Below are 16,971 nucleotides of genomic sequence, written 5' to 3' on the forward strand. Positions count from 1 at the left end.
TCCTGCGGCCGGCATATACTCTGGCCAGTCATTTAGTCAAACAGTGCCTCCCATGCTGAAAAAGCTGTTCAAGTCCTTTCGTACCCCCATCCGCCGTGGCAAACACTCGCACAGCACGCCCGAAGTGTTGAGCCGCAGCCAGCACCCTATCGAGCGCGGTGAAATCAGCCGCTACGCCATCAGCGTGGTCGAACGTCTGCAACAGGCCGGCTACCAGGCGTATCTGGTCGGTGGTTGCGTGCGCGACCTGCTGCTGGATATCGACCCCAAGGATTTCGACGTGGCCACCAGCGCCACACCGGAACAGGTGCGTGCCGAGTTCCGTAACGCCCGGGTAATTGGTCGGCGCTTCAAGCTGGTCCACGTGCATTTCGGCCGCGAGATCATCGAAGTCGCGACCTTCCGCGCCAATCACCCCGAAGGTGATGAAGAAGAGAACAGCAACCTGTCCTCACGCAACGAGAGCGGCCGCATCCTGCGCGACAACGTGTATGGCAGCCTGGAAGACGATGCCCAGCGCCGCGACTTCACCATCAATGCGCTGTATTACGACCCGAGCACCGAGCGCATTCTCGACTACGCCAATGGCGTGCACGACATTCGCAATCACCTGATCCGCCTGATCGGTGACCCAACCCAGCGCTACCAGGAAGACCCGGTGCGTATGCTGCGCGCAGTGCGTTTCGCCGCAAAACTGGATTTCGACATCGAAAAACACAGTGCAGCGCCGATCTACAAACTGGCTCCGCTGCTCGGCGGCATCCCCGCCGCACGCCTGTTTGATGAAGTGCTCAAGCTGTTTCTCGCCGGCTACGCGGTGTACACCTACGAGCTGCTGGTGGATTACGGGCTGTTCGGCCAGCTGTTCCCGGCCAGCGCCGAGGCGCTGAAACTCAACCCGGACTACACCGACCAGTTGATCCGTAACGCGCTGGACAACACCGATCTACGTATTCATCAGGGCAAGACTGTTACTCCGGCCTTCCTCCTTGCGGCGCTACTCTGGCCAGCCCTGCCGGCCCGCGTGATCAAGCTGCAGGATCGAGGCATGCCGCCAATCCCAGCCATGCAGGAAGCTGCTCACGAGCTGATCAGCGAGCAATGCCAGCGCATCGCCGTACCCAAACGCTTCACCATGCCGATCCGCGAAATCTGGGATATGCAGGAACGCCTGCCACGCCGCAGCGGCAAACGTGCCGACATGCTGCTGGAAAATCCACGCTTTCGCGCCGGTTACGACTTCCTGCTGCTGCGTGAAAGCGCTGGCGAGCAAACCGGCGGCCTCGGCGACTGGTGGACCCGCTATCAGGACGTCAGCGACAGCGAGCGGCGCAATATGATCCGCGACCTCAGCAGCAAGGACGACGGCCCCGGCGCGCCGCGCAAACGCAAGCGCAGCAACAACAAGCGCAAACGCGGCCCCGCCAGTGACACCGCCAGCCCCGCCGCGAGTGAATAATGGAGCGCGTGTATATCGGCCTGGGCAGTAACCTGGCCACTCCACTCGAACAACTGCGCAGCGCCCTGGCCGCACTGGCCGCACTGCCACACACAAGCCTGGCCGCCCAATCATCTTTCTATGCCAGCGACCCACTAGGCCCTGCGGATCAGCCGCGCTACGTCAATGCCGTCGCTGCGCTGGATACCGAACTCAGTCCGCTGGTCCTGCTCGATGCGCTGCAAACCATCGAGCTGGAACAGGGCCGCACGCGCAAGGCCGAACGCTGGGGGTCACGCACCCTCGATCTGGATATCCTGCTGTTCGGTGAACGCCAGCTGGATGAGCCACGCCTGACCGTGCCGCACTACCATATGCACGCCCGTGCTTTTGTCCTCTACCCGCTGGCCGAGATCGCCCCTGACCTACAGCTGCCGGATGGCCGAACACTGGCTGAGCTGCTTGATGCCTGCCCTTACAGAGGACTGGAGCGCCTCAGCGCAGCAGAGCTGACCTGAAAGCAGGGCGATCTCGACTGCCGGGTCATGCAGCCGCTGCAGCACTAACCCCGGCGGCCAGTCGGTACATTGGCGGTAACGCCAGTAACAGGCCGGTAACACCTGCAATTGACTTCGAGCCCCCCCATCAGGACTATAGGCGTCCCGTTGCCCCGCACCGGTGCAATTCGAGGCCAATGCAGGCCAACTTGAAGCAGCACAACTGCTGACTGAACGCCTGAGTGAGGACAGTTTTCATGCCTGATGTAACCCTGACCACCCTGCAAAGCCTCAAGCAGAGCGGCGAGAAAATCGCCATGCTGACCTGCTATGACGCCACGTTCGCCCAGACGGCCTGCCAGGCCGGTGTCGATGTGCTGCTGGTGGGCGATTCCCTCGGCATGGTCTTGCAAGGCCATGACAGCACGCTGCCCGTCACGGTCGCCGAAATGGCGTACCACACCGCCAGCGTCAAACGTGGCAACCAGGGCGCGCTGATTCTCGCCGACCTGCCCTTCATGGCCTACGCCACCCTTGAGCAAGCCCTGAACAACAGCGCTGCATTGATGCAGGCCGGCGCCCACATGGTCAAGCTGGAAGGTGCAGCCTGGCTGGCTGAGCCGATTCGCCAACTGGCCGAACGCGGCGTACCGGTCTGTGCCCATCTGGGCTTGACCCCGCAGGCGGTGAATATCCTTGGTGGTTATAAAGTTCAGGGCCGCCAGGAAGCTCAGGCACGGCAGATGCGTGCCGATGCCATGGCCCTGGAGCAAGCCGGTGCCGCCATGCTATTGCTCGAATGCGTGCCCAGCGAGCTGGCTGCCGAAATCAGCCAGGCGGTGAAAATCCCGGTGATCGGCATTGGCGCAGGTGCAGCCACCGACGGCCAGGTACTAGTGCTGCACGACATGCTTGGGCTATCGCTGAGCGGCCGCACGCCGAAGTTCGTGAAAAATTTCATGGCCGGCCAGAGCAGCATCCAGAACGCCATCAGCGCCTACGTCAAAGCGGTCAAAGACCAGAGCTTCCCAGCAGTCGAACACGGATTTTCTGCATGAACACAGTGAAAAGCGTGCGCGAGTTGCGCGCCGCTGTCGCCCAGGCCCGCGCCGAAGGCAAACAGATCGCCTTCGTCCCGACCATGGGCAATCTCCACGCCGGTCACGCCGCACTGGTGGAGAAAGCCGCCCAGCGCGCGGACTTCGTGGTCGCCAGCATCTTCGTCAATCCGTTGCAGTTCGGCCCCAGCGAAGACCTCGACAAATACCCGCGCACCCTACTCGCCGATCAGGAAAAACTGGTCGAAGCCGGCTGCCACCTGCTGTTTACTCCCGATGTCGAGGAAATCTACCCGCATGGCATGGACGGCCAGACCCGCGTCAGCGTGCCAGGCGTATCCGAAGGCTTGTGTGGCGCCAGTCGCCCAGGGCACTTCGAAGGCGTCGCCACTGTGGTGAGCAAGCTGTTCAATATGGTGCAGCCTGACCTGGCAATTTTCGGCCAGAAGGATTTCCAGCAACTGGCGGTGATCCGCACCCTGGTGCGCGACCTGAATATGCCGATCCAGATTATCGGCGAGCCGACCGTACGCGCCGAAGATGGCCTGGCGCTGTCCTCGCGCAACGGTTACCTGACTGCCGAACAGCGTGAAGTTGCGCCGGTGCTGTACCGCTCCCTACAGGAGATAGCCGCGGCGATCCGCGCCGGTGACCGCGACTACGCCACGCTGGTTGCCGCAGCACAGCAGCAACACAGCGCCGCAGGTTTTCGCCCGGATTACCTGGAAGTACGCGAAGCCAACAGCCTGAGCCCGGCCAGCGCCGATGATCGCCAGCTGGTGATTCTGGTGGCCGCCTTTATTGGCAGCACCCGACTGATCGACAACCTGGCTTTCGACCTCGATACTCCAGGCTGATCCACTGCGTAGATGCTGGCCCAACACCCGCCAGTTACACTCAAGGCCCGGATCACACCGGGCTTTTTTGCATATATCGTCGCACCCAGAGCAAGGAACACGCACCAATGGCCTATTTCCAGCAGCCGCATGACGTCACCAGCCTGCCCGCCTGGCAGGCGCTGCGCGAGCAGCGCGAGCAGATGAACGACTTCAGCATGCGCGAGGCCTTTGCCAGTGATCCACAACGCTTTAACCGCTTCTCTCTGAGCAGCTGCGGCCTGCTGCTGGATTACTCGAAGAATCTGATCGACGAAAAGACCCTGGCACTGTTGGTACAACTGGCCGAACAGACCCAGTTGCAGGAATCCATTCAAGCGCTGTTCAACGGCGATAAGGTCAATGCCTCAGAGGGCCGCGCCGCACTGCACACGGCCCTGCGCAGCCCGATTGGCCGTAGCCTGAAACTCGACGGTGTCGACCTGATTCCGCAAGTACACCGTGTACTGCATCAGATGACCGAACTGGTCAGCCGCGTGCACAGCGGCCTGTGGCGTGGCTACAGCGACAAACCGATCACCGAGGTGGTGAATATCGGTATCGGCGGTTCGTTCCTCGGCCCGCAACTGGTTTCCGAAGCACTGCGGCCCTTTACCCAGCGTGGCGTGCGCTGCCATTACCTGGCCAATATCGACGGCAGTGAATTCCGCGAGCTGACCGCACGCCTGAATCCGCAAACCACCTTGTTTATCGTCTCGTCAAAATCCTTCGGCACTCTGGAAACCCTGAAAAACGCTCTGGCCGCACGCGACTGGTACCTGGCCCTGGGCGGTCCGGAAGCCGAGCTGCACAAACACTTTATTGCGGTGACCAGCAACCAGAAGGCCGCCATCGAGTTCGGTATCAAGACGGAAAACATCTTCCCGATGTGGGACTGGGTCGGCGGGCGCTACTCGCTGTGGTCGGCCATCGGCCTGCCAATTGCCCTGGCCATCGGCATCTCCAACTTCAAGGAACTGCTGGCCGGCGCCTATGCCATGGACCAGCACTTCACCCAGGCGCCGCTGGCCGAGAACATGCCGGTATTGATGGCCCTGCTGGGCATCTGGTACGGCAACTTCTGGGGCGCAAAAAGCCAGGCGATTCTGCCCTACGATCACTACCTGCGTAACTTCACCAAGCATTTGCAGCAGCTGGATATGGAATCCAACGGCAAGAGCGTGCGCCAGGATGGCAGCCCAGTGGACTTCAGCACCGGGCCGGTGATCTGGGGCGGCGTCGGCTGCAACGGTCAGCATGCCTACCACCAGTTGCTGCACCAGGGCACTGAGCTGATCCCGGCGGACTTTATCGTGCCGGTCAACAGTTTCAGCCCCCTGGCCGACCACCACCAATGGCTGTTTGCCAACTGCCTGTCGCAGAGCCAGGCACTGATGCACGGCAAAACCCGCGCCGAGGCTGAGGCCGAGCTGCGCGGCAAAGGCCTGGATGAGGCAGAAGTGCAGCGCCTGGCGCCGCACAAGATGATTCCCGGCAACCGCCCAAGCAATATCCTGGCGCTCAACCGCATCGACCCGTTCGGCCTCGGCGCGCTGGTGGCGCTGTATGAGCACAAGGTCTTCGTACAGAGCGCCATCTGGGGCATCAACGCCTTTGATCAGTGGGGTGTCGAACTGGGCAAGGAGCTCGGCCAGGGCGTCTACCAGCGTCTCATCGGTCAGCTCGATGAACCTGCCAGTGACGCCTCGACACAGGGTCTGATCCAGCACTTCCGCGAGCGTCATCGCGGCTGAGCCACGGCACCTGAGCACAAGGCCAGCACTTGAACCAAGCACCCGCTTGGGTGCACCCTTACGGGCATTGCGGAACACAACAACAAGGACCCGTCATGTTCGAAATCACCCGCCACCCCGTGCCCGATGCCGTGCGCCAACGCGCCCACTTGGACAACGACGACTACCTGCGCCTGTACCAGCAATCGGTGGAGCAACCGGAAACCTTCTGGGCCGAGCAGGCCAAGGCCTTTCTTGACTGGAGCAAACCCTGGGACAGCGTGCAACAGGGCGACCTGCTTAGCGGTTCGGGCTCGTGGTTCAAGGGCGGGCAACTAAACGTCAGTTACAACTGCATCGACCGCCACCTGGAAAAGCGCGGCGAGCAGATCGCACTGATCTGGGAAGGCGACAACCCCGCAGAATCCGCCAACATCACCTATAACAAGCTGCACCACAACGTCAGCCGCCTGGCCAACGTGCTGAAAAGCCGTGGGGTGAAAAAGGGCGACAGGGTGTGCATCTATATGCCGATGATCCCCGAGGCCACCTACGCCATGCTCGCCTGCACGCGCATCGGTGCCGTGCATTCGGTCGTGTTTGGCGGTTTCTCCCCGGATGCCCTGCGTGACCGTATCCTGGATGCCGATTGCCGCACAGTGATTACCGCCGATGAAGGCGTGCGCGGCGGCAAATACGTGGCGCTCAAGGCCAACGTCGACAAGGCCCTGCAAAGCTGCCCGGCCGTCAGCACAGTGGTGGTGGTCGAGCGCACCCAGGGCGAGATCGACTGGGTAGAGGGCCGCGACATCTGGTATCACGAGGCCCTGCGTGAAGCCTCCGCCGATTGCCCGCCAGAGCCGATGGATGCCGAGGACCCGCTGTTTATCCTCTACACCTCCGGTTCCACCGGCAAACCCAAGGGCGTGCTGCACAGCACCGGCGGCTATCTGTTGATGGCGGCCATGACCCACAAATACGTGTTCGACTACCACGAAGGCGATATCTACTGGTGCACCGCCGACGTCGGCTGGGTCACCGGGCACAGCTATATCGTTTACGGCCCACTGGCCAACGGCGCCACCAGCCTGATCTTCGAAGGCGTGCCCAACTACCCGGACGCCTCACGCTTCTGGCAGGTGATCGACAAGCATCAGGTGAATATCTTCTACACCGCCCCCACCGCCCTGCGCGCGCTGATGCGTGAGGGAAGCGGCCCGGTCGAATGCACCGAGCGCACCAGCCTGCGTTTGCTCGGCAGCGTCGGCGAGCCGATCAACCCAGAAGCCTGGGAGTGGTATTACAACGTAGTCGGCGAACGCCGTTGCCCGATCGTCGACACCTGGTGGCAGACCGAAACCGGCGCCATCCTGATCACCCCGCTGCCCGGCGCCACGGTTCTGAAACCCGGCTCGGCGACCCGGCCGTTCTTTGGCGTGCAACCGGTGCTGCTGGATGAACAGGGCAAGGAGATCGAGGGCCCCGGTGCCGGCGTACTGGCGATCAAGGACAGCTGGCCGAGCCAGATCCGCAGCGTCTACGGCGACCACCAGCGGATGATCGACACCTACCTGAAGCCCTACCCCGGCTACTACTTCAGCGGCGACGGCGCGCGCCGCGACGAGGATGGTTACTACTGGATCACCGGGCGCGTGGACGACGTGATCAACGTCTCCGGCCACCGCATCGGCACCGCCGAGGTGGAAAGCGCACTGGTGCTGCACGACGCCGTCGCCGAAGCCGCGGTGGTCGGCTACCCACACGACCTCAAGGGCCAGGGCATCTACGCCTTCGTCACGCCAATGAACGGCGTGGAAATCAACGATGCACTGAAGAAAGAGCTGCTGGCCCTGGTCGGCAAGGAAATCGGCAGTTTCGCCAAGCCCGAGCTGATCCAGTGGGCACCTGGTCTGCCGAAAACCCGTTCAGGCAAGATCATGCGGCGCATCCTGCGCAAGATCGCCTGCAACGAGCTGGAAAACATGGGCGATACCTCGACCCTGGCCGACCCGACGGTGGTCAACGGCCTGATCGAGCAGCGCCTGAACCGGTAGGTTGGATTGAGGGGCACAGCCCTGAAGCCCAACGCGGTTAGCGGCACAGGCCACTGTGCCGCCTGACAACCAGCTCACTGGGCTTCGCTGCGCTCAACCCAGTTTCCCCACTGCAGTGCCATTTGCTTGAGCTTCGCCCCCATGGAATTTTTGCGCCGCCGTATCGAAAGCCAAGTTCTTAGTCTCAGCGGTATCGCCTTGGGGCAAATCGACTTCGAAAACCCCAAGGGTGATCCCGGCCTGTTCGGCCCCGATTCGGTGAGCTGGCAGGTACATGGCGACTTCACTAGCATGCTGATCGGCGGTATCAGCGCTCTACTGCTGCAAGCCTTGCACCCCCTGGCTCTGGCCGGGGTGTGGGACCACTCGAACTTTCGTGAAGACCTGCTCGGTCGCCTGCGCCGCACCGGACAGTTTATTTCCGGCACCACCTACGGCTCTCGCGCCGATGCCGACTGGCTGATCGACAAGGTCAAGACCATTCACCTCCAGGTCACAGGCACCGCCCCGGATGGTCGCGACTACGCTGCCAGTGACCCGGCGCTGTTGACCTGGGTACATGTGGCCGAGGTGCACAGCTTTCTCCAGGCCCACCTGCGTTACCGCAATCCACAGCTGAGTGAGGCCGACCAGGATCGCTACTACGCAGAAATTGCCCTGATCGCCGAACGCCTGGGCGCCACCCAGGTGCCGCGCTCACGCGCCGAGGTCGCGACCTACCTGGCCTCGATACGCTCCGAGCTGCGCTGCGATGAACGCTCGCTGGAGATTCTACGCATCCTGCTCAACGCCCCGGCACCTAGCGCCCTCGCCGCCCCGGCGGCCAAGCTGCTGATGCAGGCCGGTATCGACCTGCTGCCGGAGTGGGCGCAGCAGATGCTCGGCCAGCAAATCAGTCCTGCGCGCAGCCGAATGATCCATAGCGGCGTGCACAGCCTGGCCCCAGCGCTGCGCTGGGCGGTACGTGGCGGCGCCATTCACCGCGCGCACCGGCGTCTGAATCTGCCACCGCGCTGACCGGCCGGTTCGCAAGCTGGCCGTATACAAAGTCGCTGTGCCACCATAGCGACCTTTCGCGGCCCGCCGCGCCTGTCACTTGTGAGGATCGCGTGATGCAAGACGTCGTCATCGTTGCCGCCACCCGCACCGCCATCGGCAGCTTCCAGGGTTCACTGGCGAATATCCCGGCACCGGAACTGGGCGCAGCGGTGATCCGCCGCCTGCTGGAGCAGACCGGCCTGGATGGCGCACAGGTCGACGAAGTAATCCTCGGCCAGGTGTTGACCGCCGGCAGCGGGCAGAATCCGGCGCGGCAGGCCGCCATCCTCGCCGGCCTGCCGCACGCCGTACCGGCCCTGACCCTGAACAAGGTTTGCGGCTCGGGCCTCAAAGCCCTGCACCTGGGTGCCCAGGCCATTCGCTGCGGCGACGCCGAGGTGATCATCGCCGGCGGTATGGAGAACATGAGCCTCTCCCCTTACGTCATGCCCGGCGCCCGCACCGGCCTGCGCATGGGCCACGGGAAGGTCATCGATACGATGATCACTGACGGCCTGTGGGATTCCTTCAACGACTACCACATGGGCATCACTGCCGAGAACCTGGTCGACAAATACAACATCAGCCGCGAAGAGCAGGACGCCTTCGCCGCCGCCTCGCAGCAGAAAGCCGTGGCCGCTATCGAGGCCGGGCGCTTTGTCGATGAAATCACCCCGATCATGATTCCGCAGCGCAAGGGCGACCCAATCGCCTTCGCCACCGACGAACAGCCGCGCGCCGGCACCACAGCCGAGTCCTTGGGCAAACTCAAACCGGCCTTCAAGAAGGACGGCAGCGTCACCGCCGGCAACGCCTCCAGCCTCAACGACGGCGCTTCCGCCGTGCTGCTGATGAGCGCCGCCAAAGCCCAGATCCTGGGCCTGCCGGTACTGGCGAAGATCGCCAGCTACGCCAATGCCGGTGTCGATCCGGCGATCATGGGGATCGGCCCAGTCGGCGCCACTCAGCGCTGCTTGGCCAAGGCCGGCTGGCAACTGAGTGATCTGGACCTGATCGAAGCCAACGAAGCCTTCGCCGCCCAAGCGCTGGCAGTGGGTAAGGAGCTGGGCTGGGATGCCAGCAAGGTCAACGTCAACGGCGGCGCCATCGCCCTCGGCCATCCGATTGGCGGCTCCGGCTGCCGCGTGCTAGTCACCCTGCTGCACGAGATGATCAAGCGCGACGCCAAGAAAGGCCTCGCCACCCTGTGCATCGGTGGCGGCCAGGGCGTGGCATTGGCTATCGAACGGGCCTGATAACAGCGCTTAGCTGTAGCTAGAAAAAAGCCGGCCCCATCAATCATGAGGCCGGCTTTTTTATTTACCATCGACAGCAATGATGATTGCTATTGACCGCCTGCGTTTCTCAAGAGTCGGGCTGCGGCGCAATATTAGCCCCGTAGCCACTTACCCACTCTTCCGAGGACACCCAGATGAACAAGTACCTGATCGCTTCCCTGCTTGCCGCCAGCCTGACCAGCAACGTTTTCGCCGCTGACGGTGCTGAACGTACCCTGAGCAACCGTATCGCCGCTGATGGCTTTGACCGCACCAGCATCAACCGCATCGCCGAAGACGGTGCAGATCGTATTGGTGGTAACCGTATCGCTGCTGACGGCGCTGACCGTACTGGCGCTAACCGCATCGCTGCCGACGGCTTCGACCGTACCAGCATCAACCGTATCGCTGCCGATGGCGCTGACCACACTGGTGGTAACCGTGTAGCTGCTGACGGCGCTGACCGCACTGGCGGCAACCGCGTAGCCGCTGATGGTGCCGACCGCACTGGCGGCAACCGTGTAGCTGCTGACGGCGCTGACCGTACCAGCATCAACCGTATCGCTGCCGATGGCGCTGACCGTACTGGTGGCAACCGCATCGCTGCTGATGGTGCTGATCGCACGGGCATCAACCGCATCGCCTGATTGCATCATCACTCGCAAATTAAAGGGCACCTCAGGGTGCCCTTGCTGATTTTGCCAAGCCCGCGTCCCGGCAGGTGATTCTTGATAAACTGCGCGCCCTCCTTTTTCGAGTCGCCGCGCATGCCCTCTCTCGATCAGGCGCTGCGCGCCGCCCTGCATAACCGTCACGACCTGCTGGCTGAACTGCATCAGCAAGGCACTGACTGCTACCGCCTGTTCCATGGCAGCCAGGAAGGTGCCGGCGGCTTGACCATCGACCGTTACGGTCCGCAATTGCTGGTACAGAGCTTCCACCAGAGCCTGAGTCGCGACGAACTGCTGCAACTGGCTGAGCAATGCCAGGTCAGCCTCGGCCCCCCACTGCTGCTGGTCTACAACGACCGGTCCCAGGGTAACTCGCGAATCGACCGCACTGATTCGGTCTATCAGGCAGAGCCTAGCGCACTGGAAGACCTGATCGGCCATGAATGGGGGCTCAACTACCGCGTCCGTGGCCGCCATGCAGGGCAAGATCCATTGCTGTTTCTCGACCTGCGCAACGCACGCGGCTGGGTCAAAACGCACAGCGCTGACAAGTCAGTGCTTAACCTGTTCGCCTACACCTGCGGTGTCGGTTTGAGCGCAGCCGCTGGGGGAGCCCGCGAAGTCGTCAATCTGGATTTTGCCGAAGGCAATCTGGCGGTAGCCCGCGAAAATGGCCAGCTCAACCCACAGCTGCAAGCCATGCAGTTTGTGCAGTCGGACTACTTCCCAGCGATTCGCCAACTGGCCGGTCTGCCGATCAACGCCCGTCGCGGGCAGAAGCTGCCGCATTACCCGCGCCTTGAACAGCGTCAGTTCGACCTGGTGCTGCTCGACCCGCCCGCGTGGGCCAAGAGCGCTTTCGGCACTGTCGATCTGCTGCGCGATTATCAGAGCCTGCTCAAACCTGCGATTCTCGCCACCGCCGATGATGGTGTGCTGATCTGCTGCAACAACCTGGCAAAAATCGCCATGGCCGATTGGCGCGAACAGATGCTGCGCTGCGCGGAAAAGCTCGGCCGCCCGGTACGTGACTGGCAGGTGCTGCCACCGGCCAGCGACTTCCCCTCACAGGATGGCCAACCGCCGCTGAAAACCCTGATCCTGCAGTTCTGATGTACCCGTCTGCGTGAAGAAAATCGCCGCGCAGAGCCTCTGCGGAACTGCGCACGCGTGCCATACTCCAAGGCACTTCTCGTCGGGATAGATGACGTTTTTATGCTTAAAGGAATAAAGCGCGCTGCCAGCGCCATTGCCATCGCCGTTGCCCTCTACAGCCTGCTGGGGTTTCTGATTCTGCCCGGTATCGGCCTGCGCATCGCCAACCAGCAGCTGGCGCACTACGCCGAAGTACCCGCCACACTGCAGCGCCTGCAACTCAACCCGTTCAGTCTGGAGCTCAGCCTCTGGGGCCTGCAGATTGGCGAAGCCGACCAGCAGCAAATCGCATTCGAACGCCTGTATGCCAACCTGCAACTCGACAGCCTGTGGAGCGGCGTGTTGCACCTAGCTGATATCGAGTTGGACAAGCCGCACAGCGAAGTGCTGTTCGGTAAGGACGGTCGGCTTAACCTGACCCAACTGTTCAAAGTTCCGCCCAGCCCGCAATCTGAGGTCGAAGAACCTGCCGGCGAGCCGTTCCCGCTGCGTATTTCGCGGATCAAGCTGAGTGGCGGCAACGTGCACTTTGAGGACTTGCGCCCCAGCGAGCCGATCGAGTTTGTTTACGACGATCTCAATTTCGAACTGCACAACCTCAGCACTCTACCTGACGACAATGCCGACATGAGCCTGGTCGCCACCGGCCCCCGGGGCGGCCGCATCGACTGGACCGGGCGTATCAGCTTGGTGCCGATCAGCTCCAGCGGCAGCCTGAAAGTCACTGACGGCAAACTTAAAGCCATCTGGCCCTATGTACGCGATGCGGTGCCGCTGGTTCTGGAGGACGGCACCGTAAACCTGAGCAGCGACTACAGCCTGAATCTGGCCAAAGGCACCGAACTGCTGTTGAGCAACACTCAGCTCAGCGTCAGCAGCTTTGCCATCAAGAGCCCCTCGGACAAAGCGTTGCTGCACTTGGAAAGGCTGGATATCAGCGAAACCAGCGTAGACCTGGCCAAGCAGCAGATCATCGTCGGCAAGATTCGGAGTCAGAAGCTGGAAACCTGGGCCGCACGCGAGGCCGATGGCCAGCTCGACTGGCAGAAACTGCTGGCCAGCCAACCCGCCAAACCGGCTCCAGCTCCAGCTCCAGCTCCAAATGAGGGTGGCGCTGGCTCTTCGGCAACAGAAGCCGAACCGGCAAAAGAGCCAGCCGCACCGGCCACCGCAGAGCAATCCGCCAACCTGGAAACCAGCACTGCAGGCCAGCCGGAAGAGCCCAGCAAACCCTGGCAGGTGATTCTGCGTGACGTGCAATTGCGCGACTATCAGGTGCATCTGGCCGACCACGCTGGCGGTGCGGAAGTCAAAATCGATCTGGCACCGCTTAATCTCGACCTAAGCGACTTCGACAGCCTGGGCACCTCGCCCTTCACTCTCAAGCTCGACACCGGGGTAAACAAGAGCGGGCAGATCAAGACCGCCGGCCAGGTGCAACTGACCCCCACCACCGCCAAGCTGCAGGTCGCCACCCGCGATATCGACCTGCGCCTGGCGCAGACCTATCTGAGCCCCTTCGTGCGCCTGGAACTGCGCAGCGGCAAGCTGGGTAGCGATCTGACGGTGGATCTGCAGAGCGTCGAGCCGCTGACCTTCAGCGTTGGCGGGCAGGCCGAGATCAACCAGCTGCATACCCTCGACACGCTCAAAGACCGCGACTTCCTCAAATGGCAGCAAGTGTTGATTGAAGGGCTCGACTACCAACACGGCAAGGGCCTAGCGATCGGCCAGGTCAAACTACAGCAGCCCTATGTGCGCTTTATCATCAACGAAGACCTGACCACCAATATCAACGACCTGCTGGTGTCCCAACCGGCCAGCACCACGCCCGCCAAAGCGCCGGCCGAAAAGCCGCTGCCGATCCGTATCGGCGGCATCAGCATCAAGGATGGTTCGGCCAACTTCGCCGACTTCAGCCTGACGCCCAACTTCGCTACCGCCATCCAGCAACTCAACGGCCAGATCGGCACGCTGGATAACCAGAGCCCGAAAGCCGCCAGCGTGGATATCAAGGGCAAGGTCGACAAGTACGCCCCGGTCAGTATCAAGGGCAAGCTCACCCCCTTCGACCCGCTGAACAGCCTGGATATTGCCACCAGCTTCAAGAACGTCGAGCTGACCACACTCACGCCCTACTCCGGCAAGTTCGCCGGTTTCCGCATCCGCAAGGGCCGCCTCAACCTCGACCTGCATTACCAGATCGAGAAAGGCCAGCTCAACGCCGAGAACAAACTGCTACTGGAAGACCTGCAGCTGGGAGAGAAAGTCGACAGCAAGGACGCTATGGACCTGCCAATCCGTCTGGCTGTAGCCCTGCTCAAAGACACCCAAGGCAATATAGAAATCCAGCTACCGGTGCAGGGCAACCTCAACAGCCCGGAATTCAGCGTAATGCCGATCGTCTGGCAAACCCTGCGCAATCTGGTGCTGCGCGCGGCCCAGGCACCGTTCAAGTTTATCGGCGGACTGGTCAGTGGTGGCAGCGATGTCGACCTCAGCACCGTACGTTTCTCGGCCGGCGGCAGCGAGCTCGACGGCGACGCGCAGAAAGCGCTGGACACCCTGGCCAGCGCCTTGAAGGAACGTCCGACCCTGCGACTGGAGATCGAGGGCATGAGCGCTGCAAGCAGCGACGGCGCGCCACTCGCGGCGGCGCGCCTGGAGCGCGAATACCAGAACACTTGGTACAAGATGCTGCAACGCCGTGGCGATGATGTACCCGCCGAGGCCAGTGAATTGGTCGTGGATGATGACGACAAGGCCGTACTGCTCGAAGGCATCTACCGCACCCGCCTCAAGCAGCAGCCACCAGCCGAGTGGGCCGAACTGCCCGACGAGGAACGCAGCGCGAAGATGCGCGATGGAGTGCTGCAATCCTGGGCGCAAAGTGAACTGCTACAGCGTCAGCTGGCTCAGGCGCGGGCGGCAGAAATAAAGAGTTATCTGGTCGAGCGCGGCGGCCTGGCCGACGAACGTATTTACCTGCTGGATGTCAATATTGCACAGGCTGACGCCGATGGCCGCGTCGCCACCACCCTGCACCTCGGTAGCGAGTAAGGTCTTCGTAATATGCGTGCTTTCGCCACAATTCTGATCCTTGCCTGCGCCGGCGCATCGTCGCTGGCCCAGGCCGAAACGCTGCGCTGCGGCAGCCAACTGGTCAGCCTGGATGATCGGCGTTTCGAGGTGCTGCAGAAATGCGGCGAACCGGCTTTTCGCGACCTGGTCGGCTACTCACTCGGGCCAAACGAGCGCCGCGAATACCAGATCGAGGAATGGGTCTACGGCCCCGATAACGGCATGCTCAGTATTCTCACCTTCGAAGGCACGCGCCTGCGCGCCATCGAACGCCGTCGTAGCCGCTAACCGATGAAAGCCTTGATCAGCGCCCTGCTATTACTTGTGCCCTTCTGTGCACAGGCCTCATCGACTCTGCGTTGCGACAGCGGGCTGGTCAGCCTTGATGACACCACCAGCGAAGTCAGCAGCAAATGCGGCGAACCACTGAGCAGTGACTTTCTCGGCTACCGCGAAGTGCTGGATGAATACGGTTTCTACCATGAAGTCGCGGTCGAAGAATGGTCCTATGGACCACGCAACGGCATGTACCAATTTCTGCGTTTTCAAGGCAACCGACTGATCAAGATCGAAAGCAAACGCGGCAACTAGCAACTCCCTACACTTCCCGCATCCACGATAAGGACATTGCACCATGCAACGGATAGCACTCAGCCTCACCCTGCTCGCGCTGGCAACCAGTGCCCAAGCCAGCACCCTGCGCTGCGAGAAAGGCATCGCCAGCACCGGCGACCGCACCACAGAGGTCGCCAGCAAATGTGGCGAACCGATTGCCCGCGATATGCTGGGTTACACCCTGGATGCCCACGGCAATAACGAGTTCCTCGTCGAAGAGCGGGTCTATGGCCCGCGTAATGGTATGAATTACTACCTGCGATTCGAAGGCGGTCGCTTGAAGAGCGTGGAAAGTAAACGCGGCAGCTGAGCCCATCCAGAACAGCCACAAAAAAGCCCCGCTGGTTATGCCAGCGGGGCTTTTTTACGCCTGATTACAGCTTGCTGCTGAAATCCCGCAGCTCGTTCTGAGCCTTTTCCTTGGTCCAACCGTAACGCTCTTGCAGCTTGCCGGCCAGGTACTCGCTATGGCCTTCGGCGACGTCCAGGTCATCATCGGTCAGGTTGCCCCAACGCTCCTTGATGCGGCCACTGATTTGCTTCCACTTGCCTTTGATTACGTCAGCATTCATCTGTTTGTCCTCGTCGTTGAGTGGCGACCAGACGGAGTCATCTCGTCTGGCTCGCATCCATGGCTTACTGAGCGGTTTTCAGCGCTTCGGCGGATACAGCACTGACACCTTTGATCTCGCCTGCCTTGGCAATGGCCAGATCACGTTCGGCTGAGCTGGCAACAACCCCGGAAAGCGTGACAACGCCCTTATTGGTTTCGACCTTGATGTCGATACCGCTCAAGCTGCTGTCGGCCAGAAAAGTCGACTTCACCTTGCTGGTGATCCAGGTGTCGGAAACCGCATCTTCTGCTTTATCCATCGTCTCACTAGCGGCCAGTAGGGTTGGCTGCACGGCCGGGGTGTCCGCAGCCATAACCGGCCCGGCGAGCAACAGACCCAGCGCGGTGGCGGTCATGGCGGTTACTGCGAAATGCTTGATTGGCTTTTTCATAAATAATGCCTCCTGCGTGTACTGAACGTAAGCGCTCCATAAACCTCATCTACAAATGATCCGCAGGCCAGCCAATGCTGAGCTCCAATTTCTTTCTGGAGCCAGCCGTCATGATGCGCCCCGACGCCAAAGTCGAAAAAGTCTATCTATACCCCAAGCCGGTGGATTTCCGAAAATCCATCGATGGCCTGGCCGCCCTGGTCGAGCTGGATATCAAGGTGGCGGTGTTCGACCCGGTGCTGTTCGTCTTCCTCAACCGCGCGCGCAGCCGGGTGAAGATTTTGTATTGGGAGCGCAACGGCTTTTGCCTGTGGCTCAAGCGATTGGAGGCTGAACGCTTCAAGTCGCATCCGGAACCTGGCGAAGATGCGATCGTGCTGACGGCCCAGGAGTTGAACTGGTTGTTGGACGGTATCGACCTGTGGCGCAACCGGCCGCACCAGGTTTTGACCCCTAGGTTCGTCACCTGAGCCG

General features: G+C 61.6%; 17 protein-coding genes. 15 read left to right on the plus strand and 2 right to left on the minus strand.

All coding sequences use genetic code 11. The features are described 5' to 3' along the window. The first annotated feature begins 52 nt into the window (after positions 1 to 52). From BLW24_RS02270 to BLW24_RS02335, 14 genes are all read left to right on the plus strand, one after another. Positions 53 to 1,459, plus strand: a complete 1,407-nt coding sequence (locus BLW24_RS02270; protein WP_090376181.1) for a polynucleotide adenylyltransferase PcnB — start codon at positions 53 to 55, stop codon at positions 1,457 to 1,459. Then, the gene (gene folK / locus BLW24_RS02275; protein ID WP_208600127.1) at positions 1,459 to 1,956 is read left to right on the plus strand and encodes a 2-amino-4-hydroxy-6-hydroxymethyldihydropteridine diphosphokinase; all 498 of its coding nucleotides are present in this window, start codon (positions 1,459 to 1,461) and stop codon (positions 1,954 to 1,956) included. The genes BLW24_RS02270 and folK overlap by 1 nt, the downstream gene beginning before the upstream one ends. A gap of 236 nt (positions 1,957 to 2,192) precedes the next feature. After that, positions 2,193 to 2,993, plus strand: a complete 801-nt coding sequence (gene panB / locus BLW24_RS02280; RefSeq protein ID WP_090376187.1) for a 3-methyl-2-oxobutanoate hydroxymethyltransferase — start codon at positions 2,193 to 2,195, stop codon at positions 2,991 to 2,993. Then, positions 2,990 to 3,850: a pantoate--beta-alanine ligase gene (panC, locus tag BLW24_RS02285; RefSeq protein ID WP_090376190.1), complete on the plus strand. Its 861-nt coding sequence runs from the start codon at positions 2,990 to 2,992 to the stop codon at positions 3,848 to 3,850. Before panB ends, panC begins: the two co-directional genes overlap by 4 nt. Before the next feature lie 107 nt (positions 3,851 to 3,957). After that, on the plus strand, positions 3,958 to 5,622 hold the full coding sequence (gene pgi, locus BLW24_RS02290; RefSeq protein WP_090376193.1) for a glucose-6-phosphate isomerase: 1,665 nt from the start codon (positions 3,958 to 3,960) through the stop codon (positions 5,620 to 5,622). A 95-nt stretch (positions 5,623 to 5,717) separates the two neighbouring features. Next, on the plus strand, positions 5,718 to 7,655 hold the full coding sequence (gene acs / locus BLW24_RS02295; protein ID WP_090376197.1) for an acetate--CoA ligase: 1,938 nt from the start codon (positions 5,718 to 5,720) through the stop codon (positions 7,653 to 7,655). Between the two features lie 141 nt (positions 7,656 to 7,796). Continuing rightward, positions 7,797 to 8,672 carry an oxygenase MpaB family protein gene (locus BLW24_RS02300; protein ID WP_090376199.1) on the plus strand — a complete coding sequence of 292 codons (876 nt, stop codon included), beginning with the start codon at positions 7,797 to 7,799 and terminating at the stop codon, positions 8,670 to 8,672. Between the two features lie 95 nt (positions 8,673 to 8,767). Continuing rightward, entirely contained in the window at positions 8,768 to 9,949 is a 1,182-nt protein-coding gene (locus BLW24_RS02305; RefSeq protein ID WP_090376202.1) for an acetyl-CoA C-acetyltransferase, read from the plus strand. 176 nt (positions 9,950 to 10,125) lie between these two features. Further along, entirely contained in the window at positions 10,126 to 10,617 is a 492-nt protein-coding gene (locus BLW24_RS02310) for a phage infection protein (protein ID WP_090376204.1), read from the plus strand. 120 nt (positions 10,618 to 10,737) lie between these two features. Beyond that, positions 10,738 to 11,754: a class I SAM-dependent rRNA methyltransferase gene (locus BLW24_RS02315; RefSeq protein ID WP_090376207.1), complete on the plus strand. Its 1,017-nt coding sequence runs from the start codon at positions 10,738 to 10,740 to the stop codon at positions 11,752 to 11,754. Between the two features lie 102 nt (positions 11,755 to 11,856). Further along, positions 11,857 to 14,856 (plus strand): DUF748 domain-containing protein, encoded by a 3,000-nt coding sequence (locus BLW24_RS02320; protein WP_090376210.1) that lies wholly within the window; start codon positions 11,857 to 11,859, stop codon positions 14,854 to 14,856. A 12-nt stretch (positions 14,857 to 14,868) separates the two neighbouring features. Beyond that, positions 14,869 to 15,165, plus strand: a complete 297-nt coding sequence (locus BLW24_RS02325; protein WP_090376213.1) for a DUF2845 domain-containing protein — start codon at positions 14,869 to 14,871, stop codon at positions 15,163 to 15,165. 3 nt (positions 15,166 to 15,168) lie between these two features. Then, a complete protein-coding gene (locus tag BLW24_RS02330) occupies positions 15,169 to 15,468 on the plus strand; it encodes a DUF2845 domain-containing protein (protein WP_090376216.1) in 300 nt (99 codons plus the stop codon). 43 nt (positions 15,469 to 15,511) lie between these two features. Continuing rightward, positions 15,512 to 15,802 (plus strand): DUF2845 domain-containing protein, encoded by a 291-nt coding sequence (locus BLW24_RS02335; protein ID WP_090376220.1) that lies wholly within the window; start codon positions 15,512 to 15,514, stop codon positions 15,800 to 15,802. Between the two features lie 64 nt (positions 15,803 to 15,866). Here the strand turns inward: BLW24_RS02335 and BLW24_RS02340 are convergent, their stop codons facing one another. Together BLW24_RS02340 and BLW24_RS02345 are read right to left on the minus strand one after the other, a co-directional pair. Beyond that, positions 15,867 to 16,064: a CsbD family protein gene (locus tag BLW24_RS02340; RefSeq protein ID WP_090376224.1), complete on the minus strand. Its 198-nt coding sequence runs from the start codon at positions 16,062 to 16,064 to the stop codon at positions 15,867 to 15,869. A 64-nt stretch (positions 16,065 to 16,128) separates the two neighbouring features. After that, positions 16,129 to 16,497 (minus strand): BON domain-containing protein, encoded by a 369-nt coding sequence (locus BLW24_RS02345; RefSeq protein WP_090376228.1) that lies wholly within the window; start codon positions 16,495 to 16,497, stop codon positions 16,129 to 16,131. A 74-nt stretch (positions 16,498 to 16,571) separates the two neighbouring features. Here BLW24_RS02345 and tnpB point away from each other — a divergent pair, with 74 nt between their 5' ends. Beyond that, entirely contained in the window at positions 16,572 to 16,967 is a 396-nt protein-coding gene (tnpB, locus tag BLW24_RS02350; protein WP_244161054.1) for an IS66 family insertion sequence element accessory protein TnpB, read from the plus strand. Positions 16,968 to 16,971 lie beyond the last annotated feature (4 nt).

The organism is Pseudomonas anguilliseptica (assembly GCF_900105355.1).
Taxonomy (GTDB): Bacteria; Pseudomonadota; Gammaproteobacteria; order Pseudomonadales; family Pseudomonadaceae; genus Aquipseudomonas; species Aquipseudomonas anguilliseptica.